This is a genomic window from Rhizobium sp. AC27/96, from assembly GCF_001692325.1.
Lineage (GTDB): Bacteria > Pseudomonadota > Alphaproteobacteria > Rhizobiales > Rhizobiaceae > Rhizobium.
Genome location: NZ_LXKN01000018.1, coordinates 751,431 through 765,801, shown reverse-complemented (window position 1 = coordinate 765,801; position 14,371 = coordinate 751,431). Strand labels below are relative to the sequence as shown.

Annotated in this window: 12 protein-coding genes; 11 read left to right on the top strand and 1 reads right to left on the bottom strand. The window is 59.8% G+C overall.

Going from position 1 to position 14,371, the window contains the following annotated elements; all coding sequences use genetic code 11:
* The first annotated feature begins 4 nt into the window (after positions 1 to 4).
* The 8 genes from A6U86_RS17170 (at position 5) to A6U86_RS17135 (ending at position 9,348) form a co-directional block, all read left to right on the top strand.
* The gene (locus A6U86_RS17170) at positions 5 to 2,926 is read left to right on the top strand and encodes a monovalent cation/H+ antiporter subunit A (protein ID WP_068393529.1); all 2,922 of its coding nucleotides are present in this window, start codon (positions 5 to 7) and stop codon (positions 2,924 to 2,926) included.
* Complete coding sequence (locus A6U86_RS17165; RefSeq protein ID WP_068393528.1) at positions 2,926 to 3,264, top strand: Na+/H+ antiporter subunit C; 339 nt, start codon at positions 2,926 to 2,928, stop codon at positions 3,262 to 3,264. The genes A6U86_RS17170 and A6U86_RS17165 overlap by 1 nt, the downstream gene beginning before the upstream one ends.
* Complete coding sequence (locus A6U86_RS17160) at positions 3,261 to 4,892, top strand: monovalent cation/H+ antiporter subunit D (protein ID WP_068393526.1); 1,632 nt, start codon at positions 3,261 to 3,263, stop codon at positions 4,890 to 4,892. The genes A6U86_RS17165 and A6U86_RS17160 overlap by 4 nt, the downstream gene beginning before the upstream one ends.
* Entirely contained in the window at positions 4,892 to 5,368 is a 477-nt protein-coding gene (locus tag A6U86_RS17155) for a Na+/H+ antiporter subunit E (protein ID WP_068393524.1), read from the top strand. The genes A6U86_RS17160 and A6U86_RS17155 overlap by 1 nt, the downstream gene beginning before the upstream one ends.
* Positions 5,365 to 5,646, top strand: coding sequence for a K+/H+ antiporter subunit F (locus tag A6U86_RS17150; protein WP_068393522.1), 282 nt, complete (start codon positions 5,365 to 5,367; stop codon positions 5,644 to 5,646). Before A6U86_RS17155 ends, A6U86_RS17150 begins: the two co-directional genes overlap by 4 nt.
* On the top strand, positions 5,643 to 6,026 hold the full coding sequence (gene mnhG, locus A6U86_RS17145; RefSeq protein WP_068393520.1) for a monovalent cation/H(+) antiporter subunit G: 384 nt from the start codon (positions 5,643 to 5,645) through the stop codon (positions 6,024 to 6,026). Before A6U86_RS17150 ends, mnhG begins: the two co-directional genes overlap by 4 nt.
* Before the next feature lie 576 nt (positions 6,027 to 6,602).
* The gene (locus tag A6U86_RS17140) at positions 6,603 to 8,267 is read left to right on the top strand and encodes a Na/Pi cotransporter family protein (protein ID WP_068393518.1); all 1,665 of its coding nucleotides are present in this window, start codon (positions 6,603 to 6,605) and stop codon (positions 8,265 to 8,267) included.
* 133 nt (positions 8,268 to 8,400) lie between these two features.
* On the top strand, positions 8,401 to 9,348 hold the full coding sequence (locus tag A6U86_RS17135) for an isoaspartyl peptidase/L-asparaginase family protein (RefSeq protein WP_068393516.1): 948 nt from the start codon (positions 8,401 to 8,403) through the stop codon (positions 9,346 to 9,348).
* Here the strand turns inward: A6U86_RS17135 and A6U86_RS17130 are convergent.
* Complete coding sequence (locus tag A6U86_RS17130) at positions 9,345 to 10,355, bottom strand: LacI family DNA-binding transcriptional regulator (protein WP_068393514.1); 1,011 nt, start codon at positions 10,353 to 10,355, stop codon at positions 9,345 to 9,347. The genes A6U86_RS17135 and A6U86_RS17130 overlap by 4 nt on opposite strands.
* A 314-nt stretch (positions 10,356 to 10,669) precedes the next feature.
* Between A6U86_RS17130 and A6U86_RS17125 the strand changes: the two genes are divergently transcribed.
* The 3 genes from A6U86_RS17125 to A6U86_RS17115 all read left to right on the top strand — a co-directional run bounded on the left by A6U86_RS17125 (position 10,670) and on the right by A6U86_RS17115 (position 14,355).
* Positions 10,670 to 11,656, top strand: coding sequence for a sugar ABC transporter substrate-binding protein (locus A6U86_RS17125; protein WP_068393512.1), 987 nt, complete (start codon positions 10,670 to 10,672; stop codon positions 11,654 to 11,656).
* A gap of 157 nt (positions 11,657 to 11,813) precedes the next feature.
* Positions 11,814 to 13,349: a sugar ABC transporter ATP-binding protein gene (locus A6U86_RS17120; RefSeq protein WP_068393510.1), complete on the top strand. Its 1,536-nt coding sequence runs from the start codon at positions 11,814 to 11,816 to the stop codon at positions 13,347 to 13,349.
* Entirely contained in the window at positions 13,333 to 14,355 is a 1,023-nt protein-coding gene (locus A6U86_RS17115) for an ABC transporter permease (protein WP_068393508.1), read from the top strand. The genes A6U86_RS17120 and A6U86_RS17115 overlap by 17 nt, the downstream gene beginning before the upstream one ends.
* Positions 14,356 to 14,371 lie beyond the last annotated feature (16 nt).

The window sequence follows — 14,371 nt, the reverse complement described above, 5'->3', positions numbered from 1 at the left end:
TGGGATAACCAGCGGGCCTACTCTTATCCTGGTACTTTTGGCTCTGCCGTTTATCGGAAGTCTCTTATCCGTATGCCTTCTGCGCACGCAGTCGCGACGCGTTCCCGCCTGGATCGCTGGCACAGTGACCTTCGTGGCGCTTCTGATCGCCGCAAGCTTCTACCCCGCCATCATGGATGGGGGCGTGGTGCGATACAGCATAGAATGGCTGCCGCAACTCGGGCTTGATTTCACGCTGCGGCTCGACGGGTTTTCCTGGCTTTTCTCCGTCGTCATCACGGCTATCGGCTTTCTCGTCATCGTCTATGCCCGATACTATATGTCGGAAGAAGACCCTGTTCCCCGGTTCTTCTCTTTCCTGCTGGCCTTCATGGGTGCGATGCTCGGCATCGTCTTGTCGGGCAATGTCATCCTGCTCTCGATTTTCTGGGAGCTGACGAGCATCTTTTCCTTCCTGCTGATCAGCTATTGGCACAACAGCGCCGCGGCCCGCGATGGCGCGCGCATGGCGCTGACGATTACCGGGATCGGTGGTTTCTGCCTGTTGATCGGCCTGATCCTGCTTGGCCACATTGTCGGCAGCTATGATCTGGACAAGATCCTGGCGTCCGGCGACATCATTCGCAATCATCCGCTCTATTCGCCGGCCCTGGTGCTGATCCTGCTGGGTGCGCTGACGAAGAGCGCGCAGTTTCCCTTCCATTTCTGGCTGCCGAATGCCATGGCGGCGCCGACGCCCGTCTCGGCCTATCTGCATTCCGCCACGCTGGTGAAGGCCGGAGTCTTTCTGCTTGCCCGGTTCTGGCCGGTTCTGGCGGGCACGGACGAATGGTTCTACATCGTCGGCGCGGCCGGTATCACGACCCTGCTGCTCGGCGCTTATTTCGCGATGTTCCAGCAAGACCTCAAGGGACTGCTTGCCTATTCGACGATCAGTCATCTCGGCCTCATCACCACCTTGCTCAGCCTCGGCAGCCCGCTTGCAACAGTCGCGGCGATCTTCCACATGGTGAACCACGCGACCTTCAAGGCCTCGTTGTTCATGGCTGCCGGCATTATCGATCATGAGACCGGCACGCGTGATATGCGCCGCTTGAGCGGCCTGTTCCGCTACATGCCATTCACCGGGGCGCTAGCCATAGTCGCAAGCGCAGCCATGGCCGGCGTTCCCCTGCTGAATGGCTTCCTGTCGAAGGAAATGTTCTTCGCGGAGGCTATCGAGACCCATGCCGATTCCATTCTCGACCGGATACTGCCCTATGTGGCAACTCTGGCGAGCGCGTTCAGCGTTGCCTATTCTTTGCGCTTCATCCAGACGGTATTCTTTGGGCCGGCACCGACCGATATGCCGATCGCCAAGCCGCACGAGCCGCCGCGCTGGATGCGTTTTCCGATCGAGCTTCTGGTTGTCGTCTGCCTGGTGGTCGGCATCGTCCCCGCTCTCTCGGTTGCTCCGTTCCTGCATGCGGCTGTCGTCAGCGTTCTGCATGGGCAGACGCCGGAATACAGCCTCTCGCTTTGGCATGGGCTCAATCTGCCGCTTCTGATGAGCGTGGTCGCTCTCGTCGGCGGGACGGTGTTCTATTTCGTCTTCAAGGACTATCTCTCGCGATGCGAAGACGGACCGCCGATTTTTCGGCGCCTGAGAGGCCAGCGCATATTCGAGCGCGTTCTGGTGGAGGTCTCCTGGCATTGGGCCAGAGTGGCCGAGCGGCGGATCGGCACGCGCAAGCTGCAGCCCCAGCTTCGCTGGGTGGTTGTGACAGGCTTTGCGGCGGGCCTGCTGCCGCTCTATCTGTCCGGTTTCGAAGCGCCGCATTTTGCCTTTTCCGGCGCCGATCCTGTCTTTGCATCGATCTGGGCGATCGGCATCTGCCTCGCTATCGGCACTGCCTTCGTTGCCAAATATCACCGCCTGGCGGCGCTGGTAATGCTCGGCGGCGTCGGTTTGATCGTCTGCATGACTTTCATCTGGCTTTCGGCACCGGATCTTGCCATCACACAGCTACTCGTTGAGGTCGTCACGACGGTTCTCATTCTGCTGGGACTGCGCTGGCTGCCGAAGCGGACGGAGGGGATCGATGATACCGTCGATTTCCGCGCCCGCTTCCGCCGCTTTCGCGACCTTGCGCTTGCGGTCGTCTGCGGCGTCGGCATGATGTTCATCTCTTATGCCGTCATGACCATGCCGGTGCCTGACGCCATCGCCAATTATTTCCTCGAGAATGCCTATTCGAAGGGCGGTGGTCGCAATGTCGTCAATGTCATCCTGGTCGATTTCCGCGGCTTCGACACTCTGGGGGAAATCGCCGTCCTCGGCATTGTCGCCTTGACTGTCTATGCGCTGCTGCGCCGTTTCCGCCCGGCACCCGATAGCATGGAAATGCCCGAGCAGCAGAGAATACAGAACCGTTTCGACGAGGAGCGGCCGGAGCGCTCGGCCGGAGATACGGTGCGTGACTATATTCTCGTACCTTCGGTGATCATGCAATGGATGTTCCCATTCGTGATCACGCTCTCGGCCTATATCTTCATGCGCGGGCATGATCTGCCCGGTGGGGGCTTCTCGGCCGGCCTGACGCTGTCGATCGCGTTCCTGCTGCAATATCTGGCAGGCGGCACGCGCTGGGCGGAGGACCGTATCCGCATTCTGCCGTTGCGCTGGATGGGGGCAGGTCTGCTGGTGGCAACGGCGACGGGTATCGGCGCTTGGTTCTTCGGCTATCCCTTCCTCACATCGCACTTCCAGTATCTGGACGTGCCTTTGATCGGCAAGGTGCCGGCTGCGAGCGCGCTGCTGTTCGACCTCGGCGTCTTCATGCTGGTTGTCGGCTCCACGGTTCTGATCCTCGTTGCGCTCGCCCACCAATCGATCCGCATAAATCGCCTCCGCACCATCGAGGCGGAAAAGGCGAAGGGGGATTGATGGAACTCATCTTGTCCGTTGCGATCGGTGTGATGACGGCCTGCGGCGTCTGGCTGATCCTGCGTCCGCGCACCTACCAGGTCATCATCGGCCTGTCGCTGCTGTCTTATGCCGTTAATCTCTTCATATTTGGCGTCGGTGGTGTGAAGACCAATATGCCGCCGGTGCTGGCGGACGGCAGCGCGGCGCCCGCACTGGCCGATCCAGTGCCGCAGGCGCTGGTGCTGACGGCGATCGTCATCGGCTTTGCGACGACAGCTCTATTTCTCGTCGTGCTGCTTGCTTCGCGCGGCATGACCGGCACCGATCATGTGGACGGAAGGAGCGACCGGAAGTGACAGGTTGGTCGCATCATCTCATCATCGCGCCGATCCTGCTGCCGCTGGTGGCTGCCGCTGTTTTATTGTTCATCGACGAGCGCGACCGGACGTGGAAGGCGCTTGTCAGTTTGGCGGCCACGCTTCTGCTGGTCGGAATAACGCTTGCACTTTTTCGCGCTGAAGGTGGATCGGCGGGCCAGGAGCGTGCCTATCTGCTCGGCAACTGGAGCGCGCCCTTCGGCATCGTGCTGGTGCTCGATAGTCTTTCAGCGCTCATGCTGTTACTGACCTCCATCGTCGCTCTTGCCGCGTTGATATTCTCGCTGGCGCGCTGGCATGCTGTGGGCGCACATTTCCACACCATGTTCCAGCTGCTGCTCATGGGCGTGAACGGCGCCTTTCTGACCGGCGACCTCTTCAATCTCTTCGTTTTCTTCGAGGTGATGCTGGCCGCATCCTACGGCCTGCTGCTGCATGGATCCGGTCCGCTTCGCGTCAAGGCCGGCCTGCACTATATCGCCGTCAATCTTGCCGCAGCGCTGCTCTTCCTGATCGGTGTGAGCCTGATCTATGGCACGGCGGGTACGCTGAACATGGCAGATCTGGCGGTGCGCATTCCCGAAATGTCCGCCGACCGCCGCATGCTGATGCAGGCAGGGGCCGGCGTGCTCGGCATCGCCTTCCTCATCAAGGCCGGCATGTGGCCGCTCTGCTTCTGGCTGCCGACGGCCTATAGCGCGGCATCCGCGCCGGTCGCCGGCGTATTTGCCATTCTGAGCAAGCTCGGGATCTATGTCATCCTGCGGTTGACCATGCTTCTTTTTGGCGAAGGGCCTTCCGCCGGTTTCGGCTCCTCCGTGCTTCTCTATGGCGGCATGGCGACGCTGATTTTCGGAACCGTCGGGGTATTGGCATCGCAGGCGCTCGGCCGGCTGGCCGGCTTTTCGGTGCTTGTCTCGTCTGGAACCTTGTTGATGGTGATCGGCATCAATGACGGCTCCATCTCAGCCGGCGCTCTGATGTATCTTGTCAGCTCGACGCTGACGATCAGTGCCTTCTTCATGCTGATCGAGCTTGTCGAACGCGGGCAGGATGCGGGCGCCAGCGTCCTGGCGGTCACGATGGAAGCCTATGGCGACGCCGAGGAGAAAGAGCCTGCGGAGGGCGAGGGCGTCACCATGCCCGGCACCATGGCGATGCTCGGCATCTGCTTTGCAGCTTGTGGAATATTGCTGTCCGGCTTGCCGCCGCTTTCGGGTTTTATCGCAAAATTCGCGATGCTGTCGGCGATGATGGGGACCGGTGCGATCGGCGTGCCGCCAAGTGCTGCCGTCTGGGTGCTGATCTTCCTCGTTATCCTTTCGGGTATTGCTGCACTGATTTCGATGACGCGTGCCGGCATACGCACATTCTGGAGTTCTCTTGAAGGCACGGTTCCGCGTGTGCTCGTGATCGAGATATTGCCGGTCATGGGCTTGCTTGCCCTGACGCTGGCGCTGACCATCTGGGCCGGCCCGGTCATGCAATATATGGAAGCGACCATCCGTACGCTGGGTGATCCCAGTATCTATGTCGATGCGGTCCACAATGCGGCTGTTGTCTCGGACGCTTCCGCGGTTGTGTCGAACCAGGCGGGAGGTCCGTGATGCTGCCATATCCGCTTCTGACGCTAAGCTTGATCCTGACCTGGCTGTTGCTGAACGGTTTCACGCTCGGCCATCTTATCCTTGGCACCATCGTCGCCGTCTTCGCGTCCTGGGCCATGGCGTCGCTGCGTCCCGAGAAGCCGAAACTGCGGAAGTGGTATCTGCTGCCCAAGCTGTTCTTTCGTGTGGTCTTCGATGTCCTGAAGTCGAATGTTCAGGTGGCCTGGATTATTCTGAGGGGCCGTTCGCGAAAGACGACGCCGGGTTTCGTGACCCTGGAACTGCGGGTTCGCGATCAGATTCCGCTGGCGCTGTTGGCGGTCATTCTCACCAGCACGCCCGGCTCTGCATGGCTTGAGTATGATTCCAACGACAATACGGTTCTGCTTCATGTGCTCGATCTCGAGAACGAGGCGCAATGGCGTGACACCGTCGCCAATCGATACGAGAGTTTGCTGATGGAGATATTTGCATGAGCGCAATGATCATCCAGATATCCGTCGCTGCAGCGCAGTTGATGATCGTGGCTGCCATGGCGATTGCGTCCATTCGCATGTTTCGCGGCCCGCGCGCCCAGGATCGCATCATCGCGCTCGATACGCTGTATGTGAATGCCATGCTGCTGCTGCTCACCTTCGGCATCGGTACCGGGCGTGTCGTCTATTTCGAAGCTGCTCTGGTCATCGGCATGCTGGGCTTTGTCGCAACCGTCGCGCTGGCAAAATTTCTGATGCGCGGGGAGGTGATCGAATGAGCACCTCGTTTGAAACCTTGCCGCTCTGGGCTGCGATTCCTGTCGGCGGATTGCTCGTCATCGGCGCTTTTCTCACCCTCGTTGGTGCCATCGGCTTCCTGAAACTTCGAACGTTTTACGAGCGCATTCACGCCCCGACATTGGGAACGAGCGGCGGTATCGGCGCGATCATGCTGGCTTCGATGATCTTTTTCTCGATATCGACCGAATCGCTCGTCATCCACGAGCTTCTGATCGGCATCTTCGTGACCGTGACAACGCCGATCACCTTCATGCTGCTGGCTCGTGCCGCACTCCATCGCGATCGTGCCGAGCAGAACGGTATTGTTCCGCCGAAGAACACACCAACTGAGCCTCCGGCCGAGCAGCAGGCGCCGTAAAGTCAGGGTTGCATCGGCGTGAACCATTCTGAAGTCGATCGATTATACCAAAGTATTGATTGATCTGATGTCGCAGCGACGTATACACCAGTTTAACTGGAGTTCTCGCATCCCGGGATGCCTGGTTTGATCGAGCCTAAAACGTCATAGAGGAACACATGAACCCGCGACCTCGTCGCCAGCACATGGAATGCGGCAGTCAACGTCTGTCACAGGCTCCAGGTGTCGCGTCGATCCAATATCCGGGCAGACCATGTGATCGCAGGAGCCGACACCTGAGGCGTTGATCCTACGGCACTGGCTTCTCGGGTCGAACCAATGAGCGAGCCGAAGGAGGTCGGTGCCATGAACATCATCTTCGAGCGGACCGCCTTTTGGCGTCACAGGATAGGCCATTGCGCGGTTATCCTGCTGTCGTCATCCGCATGTTACCCATGCGTGCAGTTCAATCGACAATCTGCCGTGTTGGAGCCTGATCACGGTCGAAATGTTACGTCTTGCAAATAGCGATGCCGGATGACGTGAGCTTCCGGCCTGCCGCCATCCATTGTTTTCACCACCAACCGGATATTCGTCATGACCGGCAGTCTCGTCATCTTGGAACTCATGGGACACGTTGCGCTGCTGCTTTGGGGCATGCGTATGGTTCAGGGCGGCATCGAAAAGGCTTTCGGCTCGGATCTGAGACGTGTGCTCGGACGCGCCTTGCGTAACCGGCTGGTTGCCGTTGCTGCCGGTGCGGGTGTCACGATGCTGCTCCAGAGCAGCACGGCGACGGTCATGATGGTCACCTCCTTTGCCGCGCGTGGCGCCGTTGCCCTTATTCCGGCTCTGGCGGTCATGCTGGGCGCCAATGTCGGGACCGCGCTGATCGTCAAGGCGCTTTCCTTCGACGTTTCTTTCATTTCGCCTCTGCTGCTGCTGGCCGGATATGTCGCGTTCAAACGTGGACCCAAGGGCCGCATGCGCCAACTGGGACGCGTCGGTATCGGGCTCGGCCTGATGCTGCTCGCGCTGCATGGGCTCGTGCAGACGATCCAGCCGGTCAGCACGGCTCCGGTTCTCCGCAGCATCCTCGATGCGATCACCGGTGATCCGGTACTCGACGTATTGCTGGCGGCTATGCTGACATTCGCTGCGCATTCCAGCGTTGCCGTTATGCTGCTGCTGGTGGGGCTTGCGGCGGGTGACGTGATAACGCCGACCGCCGGCCTCGCATTGGTGCTGGGCGCCAATCTTGGAGGCGCGCTGCCTCCGGTTTTCGAAACGAACGGCGCCAACCCCGCCAACCGCCGCGTGCCGGTCGGCAACTTGCTGTTCCGTGCGATCGGCTGCATTGTCGCGCTGCCTTTTCTGCCGCCCCTGGCAGATCTTTTCCAGCGGTATGTCGCGGATCCGGCCTCGGTGCTTACGGATTTTCATCTTGCTTTCAATGTGGTTCTGGCGGTCGTCTGCGTCGGCCTGTTGGGCCCAACTCAGTCCCTGCTGATCAAGCTCTATCCCGAAAAGGTCAAGCCGGCCGGGGATGCAGCACGGCCGCTTTTTCTCGACAAGTCGGTGCTCGAAACGCCCTATCTTGCCCTTGCCAGCGCCGCGCGTGAAATCCTCCGCATGGGCGATCTGGTCGAGGCACTCCTGCGGCTGGTTCCAGCCGATCTTTCCCGGCCGGACAAGCACGCAACGTCACAGGCCGTTCGGCTCGGCAAAGAGCTTGATATGCTGCACGAGGCCGTCAAAGCCTATCTGGCCCGGATGGAACCATCTGAACTGACAGATCGTGACGCCAGCCGCCTGTCCGATGTCATCGAATTCGCTGTCAATCTCGGCCATGCCGGTGATATTCTCGAGCGTTGCCTCGATCAGGTCGCCCGACGGCCCGAAGGCTCCATCAATGCGGCGGACCACGCTGCCTTGCAAACCATTCAGACCGAAGTTGCCTCGGATCTGCGGCTGGCACTGTCGACATTGACGACGGAAGATCCACGCTCGGCGCAGGAATTGGTGGATGCCAAGCGGCACCTCAATGAAGCGGAGCGGACCGCGGCGAGGGATCATCTTTTGCGCCTTGGCGGCGCCAATCCCGCCGTGCTCGGTTCAAGCAACCTGTTTCTGGCGACGCTGCGCGATCTCAAGCTGGTGAACTCCCATCTTGCGAGCATCGGCTATGCCGTTCTTGGGGCCGAAGACAGCGGAGCAAGCCGCGCGCTGCAGGAAGATACGGACAAGGCCAGCCTGGTCTGACACCGGAGGCGTCGGTTTTCGTTCTGATAATGTGGGACATGCGCTGAGCGATCCCTATTTTTACGGTCAGATGCTATCTGCCGGGTCGGCAATGAGCGCTCGTGGCGCAATGATACGGAGTGGGAGAAAGGGAATGACTGGAATTGCACTTGCCATCCACGGTGGCTGCGGGGTCATGTCGCAAGACACTATGACTGCGGAAGAATGGGATGGCGCCCGCCGTGACATGGCCGCTGCCTTGCGCGCCGGCTATGCACAGCTCAAGGCCGGTCGCCATGCGATTGATGCGGTCGAGGCCGCTGTTCTTGTGATGGAAGACAGCGCGCATTTCAATGCGGGCCACGGCGCGGCTCTCAACGAAAACGGCGTGCACGAGCTCGATGCGTCGATCATGAACGGAGCGACGCTGGAGGCGGGCGCCATCAGCGCGTCGCGAGCGATCCGCAATCCGATCAAGGCGGCGCGTGTCCTGATGGAGGATGGTCGTGCCGTCTATCTGACCGGCCCCGCGGCCGACCGCTTCGCGCAGGAAAAGGGTTTGCAGCTCGAGCCGCAGTCCTATTTCACCACGCCGAAACGGGTCGAGGCTCTGGCGGCGATGAAGCGCCACGCAGCGGCGGGAACGGAAGCGAGCGAAAACGAGAAGCACGGCACTGTCGGCGCGGTGGCGCTCGATGCCGCCGGCCATCTCGCCGCGGCGACCTCGACGGGCGGCTACACCAACAAGCCCGACGGGCGTGTGGGTGACAGCCCGGTGATCGGAGCGGGAACCTACGCGCGGGACGGCGTCTGTGCGGTTTCAGGCACCGGCAAGGGCGAGCTCTTCATTCGCTACGTGCTGGGACACGAGATCGCGTCCCGCATAGCCTATCTGAAGCAGGACATTGCAACCGCGGCCGAGGGGCTTATCAATGAAGATCTGGCGCGCCACCAAATCGGAGCCGGGCTGATTGCGATCGATGCCGAGGGTGTCATCGTCGCGCCTTATAACACGCCGGGGATGTTTCGCGGTTGGGTGACGCCGGAGGGCAGAGCCTTCGTTGCCACTCATGAAGAGGTCCATGAAGTAGAGTTGTTCTAGTCGGGCTGAGGAGCGGCGGTCGTTTCGCCCTCCGAGAGTTCGCAGGGAAACAGGGTGGAGTTGCCGATGCTCGGCACGGGTTGCTCGTTCAACAGAACCGCCACCGCCGCCGCCGCGATCTTTTGAATTGGTTGCTTCACTGTCGTCAGGCGCGGGATTGTCATGCTGGAGAGCGGGATGCCGTCGAACCCGACGATGGAAAGAGCTGCGGGTATCGGGATTCCCAGATCATAGGCCGCCCTCATGCAGCCGATCGCCTGTTGGTCGGAGCTCGTAAATATCGCCGTCGGGCGCTCATTGCGGGCACGCGCGAGCAGGTAGTTTCCGGCAGATCGGCCGCTTTCATAGTCGAAAGCGGCCTCTGCAACCAGCGTTGACCCGACCCTCTGTACGCCGCCGCCGGCCTGTTCCATCGCGTCCAGATAGCCCTTGAGGCGATCATTGGCTGGGACCGAGTGCTTGGGGCCGGAAATGAAGCCGATGCGGCGGTGGCCGAGCTTCAGAAGATATTCGACGCCAAGGCGGACCCCGTTGCGGTGATCGGAGGCGATGCCTGAATATCCCGGCATGAGGCGGTCGACGACGACGATCGGCAGCCCCTTCGGCAGTTTCAGCGTATGGAAATCGTTGCTCGGAACGAGGATGATGCCGTCCACCTTTCGGCTTGTCAGTTGCCTGATACGGTCGGCTTCCTTGGCAGCGTGGTCGAAGGAGGTCATGACGATGATGTTGTAGCCGTGATCAGCGGCGGCTTGCTCGGCAGACTGAACAAGTTCCGAAAAGAAGGGATTGGTCAGATCCGGAATGACGATGCCGATGAGGCGGCTGACCTTGCTGCGCATGCTTCTTGCGGACGGATCCGGCATATAGCCGAGTTCATTGATGATGCCGCTGACCCGCGTTCTCAATTCCTGGGTGACAGAGGGGTGGTCATTCAAGACCCTCGAAACAGTCCCGGTAGAAACGCCTGCGAGCCTGGCAACGTCCCGAATTCCGACCTTTGGCATAACAGAAACATAAGTCCTTCTTCTTTGCCGTCAGCCGCCCCAAAGGTGCGTGATTCAGGCTTTCAGCTAGTGGTCTCTATCGTCTTAGTCGAAGCGACGCATCTTAAATCTGGCCGCATAGATCGCGAGGTATGGAAACGGTTCATCATGCATTCTGACGCAAGCGCTGCAAATTGCAATCCATGCTGGATTTTGTGTCGTTTCCGGCGCCTTGACAATCTCCGGGAGCGTTGCTACCCAATAGGCGTGGAAACGGTTCATTGTCGCTGACAACTCAGGTGGAGCTGAGCTCAGAACCGTTCGGGAGGAGAAAAATGTCCAATTCCAAAAAGTATGAATCCGTCTTGGTCAACGCACCGCGCCGCGCGGCACTGAAGCTCGGCCTTGCAGGCACGCTGGTGCTTGCGCTGTCCTGCGGCGTCTCGCCCGCCTTCGCGGCTGGCAAGCCCAAGGTCGGCTTGATCATGAAGTCCTTGTCGAACGAGTTCTTCAAGCAGATGAAGGCCGGCGCCGACAAATATGCGGCTGAAAACAAGGACAAGTTCGACTTTAAAGCCGTTGGCATGAAGGACGAACGTGACTTTGCTTCGCAGGTCGATGCCGTCGAAAACTTCGTGACGCAGAAATACGACATCATCGTCGTCGCGCCGGCCGATTCCAAGGCCATGGCCACGCCGCTTGCAAAGGCTGTGAAGGCCGGCGTCAAGGTCATCAACATCGACGTGCCGCTCGATGCCGATGCCAAGAAGGCAGCCGGCATCGATCTCGCTTTCTTCGGGCCTGACAACACCGAGGGCGCCAAGCTTTCGGGCGATGCGCTTGCCAAGGATCTGGGGCCGGGCGCCAAGGTCGTGATCCTGGAAGGCAATCCTGAAGCTGACAATGCCAAGGAGCGCAAGGTAGGCTTCATGGACTCCATCAAGAACGGCAAGCTCGAGCTTCTCGACAGCAAGACCGCGCATTGGGAGACGGAAGAAGCCAACACCGTCATGACGAATTTCCTGACCAAGTATAAGGATATTCAGGGCGTCATGGCTGCAAACGACTCCATGGCTCTCGGCGTCGTCAAGGCTCTCGATGCGTCCGGCCAGAGCGGCAAGATCAAGGTCGTCGGCTTCGATAATATTCCGTCCGTCAAACCCTTGATCAAGGATGGCAAGATGCTGGCCACCGTCGAGCAGTATGGCGCGGAAATGGCGGCCATGGGCATCAAGTACGGCCTTCGCGAATATGCCGGCGAAAAGTTCACCGGCTGGGTCAAGACGGACGTCACGCTCATCACCGCCAAGGATATCAAGTAATCCGAGCCCTTGGCTTTTTAGCTGAAGAAAACGCCGGCTCCTTGGCCGGCGTTGACCGCCAAGCGATGACTTTCCCATGGAGATGCCCGCCAAAACTCGTTTTGGCTCGTATGGGCGTCACCAGTGGGTGGATGGCCATTTTCTATTTCAATAGACCATGCATGAGGTGGACGTGTCAGACGCGGCAGATGACTACATCCTGAAGCTGGAAGGGATAGGCAAGCGCTTCCCGGGTGTCGTTGCGCTCAAGGATGTCTCGATAAATATCGGTCGCGGCAAGGGGCATGTTCTCTTGGGTGAAAACGGTGCGGGCAAGTCCACCCTCATCAACCTGCTCGGCGGCGTCTTCAAGCCTGATGATGGTCAAATCCTGTTCGACGGCATGCGCTATGATCCGGCCTCTCCACTGGAAGCGTTCAAGGCGGGCATCCGCGTCATCCATCAGGAATTGCATCCTCTTTCCAATCTCAGCGTTGCCGAAAATCTCCTGTTTGAGCATCTGCCGCGCCGATATGGCCTGGTGAACTACAAGCAGATGAACGCGAGGGCGGCGGAACTCCTGGCCGAGGTCGGCCTCGACGTTGCGCCGACGACGCTTGCCAGCCGCTTGAGCGTCGCGCAGTTGCAACTGCTCGAGATCGCCAAGGCGCTCTGCTATGAGAGCAAACTTCTCGTTCTCGACGAACCGACGGCGACCTTGACCTCCAAGGAGGTTGATCGCCTGTTCGAAATTCTGAAGCGGCTGAAGGCGCGGGGCGTCACGACGCTTTATATCTCCCATAGGCTCGAGGAGATCTTCGAGGTGGGTGACGACGTCACTATCCTGCGCGATGGTCAGCATGTGGTCACCCGGCCGCTCGCAGGATTGGGTATTCCGCAGATCGTTGAACTGATGGTCGGGCGGGCTCTCTCTGACCACAATGCTTTTCACGGCGACAGCGTCGTCTCCGGCGAAGCGCTCGGTGTCTCCGGTTTGAAGGTGACGCGAAGCAGCCCGGAATTGTCATTTTCTGTCGCCAAGGGCGAAATCGTCGGCATTGCCGGTCTCGTGGGCAGCGGCCGAACGGAGGCGGTTCGCGCCATATTCGGCGCGGATGTGAAGGCCGCCGGCGAAATTCGCATAAATGGCGAGCCGGTCCAGATCAATTCGCCAAGGGGTGCCGTTGCAGCGGGGCTGTGCCTGGCAACCGAAGACCGCAAGACGCAGGGCTTGATGCTCGACATGAGCTGCGCCGAAAACACCACCATCACCGATCTCGGCAAGGTCTCCAGCAGGGGCTTGATGAGCCGAAAGACCGAGGACGAGCAGTCGCAACGCCTCGTGCGGGAACTGCATATAAAGACACCGTCCGTCCATCAGGTGGTCCGGACGTTTTCCGGCGGCAATCAGCAGAAGGTCGTCATCGCAAAATGGCTGTTCCGCGGCCCGAAGGTGCTGATCTTCGATGAGCCGACACGCGGGATCGACGTGGGCGCGAAGGCAGAAATCTACGATCTTCTGTGGAAGTTTGCCGCTGAAGGAAAGGGCGTTCTGGTCGTTTCCTCCGACCTTCCCGAACTCATCAGCATTTGCCATCGCATCATCGTGTTCTCGGACGGCAAGATCGCCGGAGAAATAGCCCGGGACCAATTCGAAGAGAGCAGGATCCTCTCACTCGCCTACAAGGAGTACAGTCGTGTCCGGCAGCATTGAACAAAAGACCGAGGCGAAAGAGAGCAGCGTCTGGGACAAGCTCATCCGGATTTCGATGAAGGAAGCGGGCGTTGCCATCGCACTTGTTCTGATCCTGATCTTCTTCTCGGCGACCGCGCCATATTTCGCGACGCCGGAGAACTTTCTGAAGATCTTCGTGCAGATTGCCATCAACACCGTGCTTGCCTCGGGCATGACCTTCGTCATTCTCGTTGGCGGCATCGATCTTTCGGTCGGCTCGCTGCTGGCCCTTTGCACCGTCATCGGCGCGACGATCATGGTCGATCCGCGATTCACGCCCTGGCAGGCGATCGTGCTGGCGTCGCTCGCCTCGATGGGCACCGGTGCCGTTCTCGGTGCGGTCAACGGATGGGTGTGCGAGAAGTGGAAACTTCCCTCCTTCATCGTCACGCTCGGCATGTTGAACGTCGCAAGCGGCCTGGCGCGCGTCGTCAGCGATAACTCCACCATTACCGGCCTGCCGCAGCCTTTCGTCGATTTCGGCAACCTGATCTTCTGGGACATACTCCCATCGATCTTCCTGATTGCGATGGTCGTTGTCCTCATCGGCTGGTTCGTGCTGCGCTACACGGTGTTCGGCCGCTTCGTCTTCGCCGTCGGCACCAATGAGGAGGCGGTGCGGCTGTCGGGGCATGAGCCTAAAAAGATAAAAATCGCGGTGTTCACGATTTCCGGGCTGACGGCGGGCATTGCCGCCATGGTCTATTTGCTGCGCCTCAATGTCGGCAGTCCGGTCGCCGGCATCGGCTATGAGCTGAATGCCATCGCTGCGGTCATCATCGGAGGCACCAGCCTTTCGGGCGGCAAGGGCTCGATCATCGGAACGCTGGTGGGCGCGTGCATTCTGCAGGTACTGTCCACAGGCCTGCAGCTCCTGGGCGCCGACGACAACATCAAGCCGATCGTCATCGGCGCCGTCATCGTGCTGGCTGTCATCCTCGACAGCTATCGAGGCCGGTTGATGCGGATACTGGAAACGCGGTGATTTGCGGCTGAATTTC

Coding starts and splice junctions, on each gene's coding strand:
- A6U86_RS17155 (WP_068393524.1), top strand. CDS start 4,892: ATGCTGCCATATCCGCTTCTGACGCTAAGCTTGATCCTGACCTGGCTG.
- A6U86_RS17140 (WP_068393518.1), top strand. CDS start 6,603: ATGACCGGCAGTCTCGTCATCTTGGAACTCATGGGACACGTTGCGCTG.
- mnhG (WP_068393520.1), top strand. CDS start 5,643: ATGAGCACCTCGTTTGAAACCTTGCCGCTCTGGGCTGCGATTCCTGTC.
- A6U86_RS17165 (WP_068393528.1), top strand. CDS start 2,926: ATGGAACTCATCTTGTCCGTTGCGATCGGTGTGATGACGGCCTGCGGC.
- A6U86_RS17120 (WP_068393510.1), top strand. CDS start 11,814: ATGCATGAGGTGGACGTGTCAGACGCGGCAGATGACTACATCCTGAAG.
- A6U86_RS17135 (WP_068393516.1), top strand. CDS start 8,401: ATGACTGGAATTGCACTTGCCATCCACGGTGGCTGCGGGGTCATGTCG.
- A6U86_RS17130 (WP_068393514.1), bottom strand. CDS start 10,355: ATGCCAAAGGTCGGAATTCGGGACGTTGCCAGGCTCGCAGGCGTTTCT.
- A6U86_RS17125 (WP_068393512.1), top strand. CDS start 10,670: ATGTCCAATTCCAAAAAGTATGAATCCGTCTTGGTCAACGCACCGCGC.
- A6U86_RS17150 (WP_068393522.1), top strand. CDS start 5,365: ATGAGCGCAATGATCATCCAGATATCCGTCGCTGCAGCGCAGTTGATG.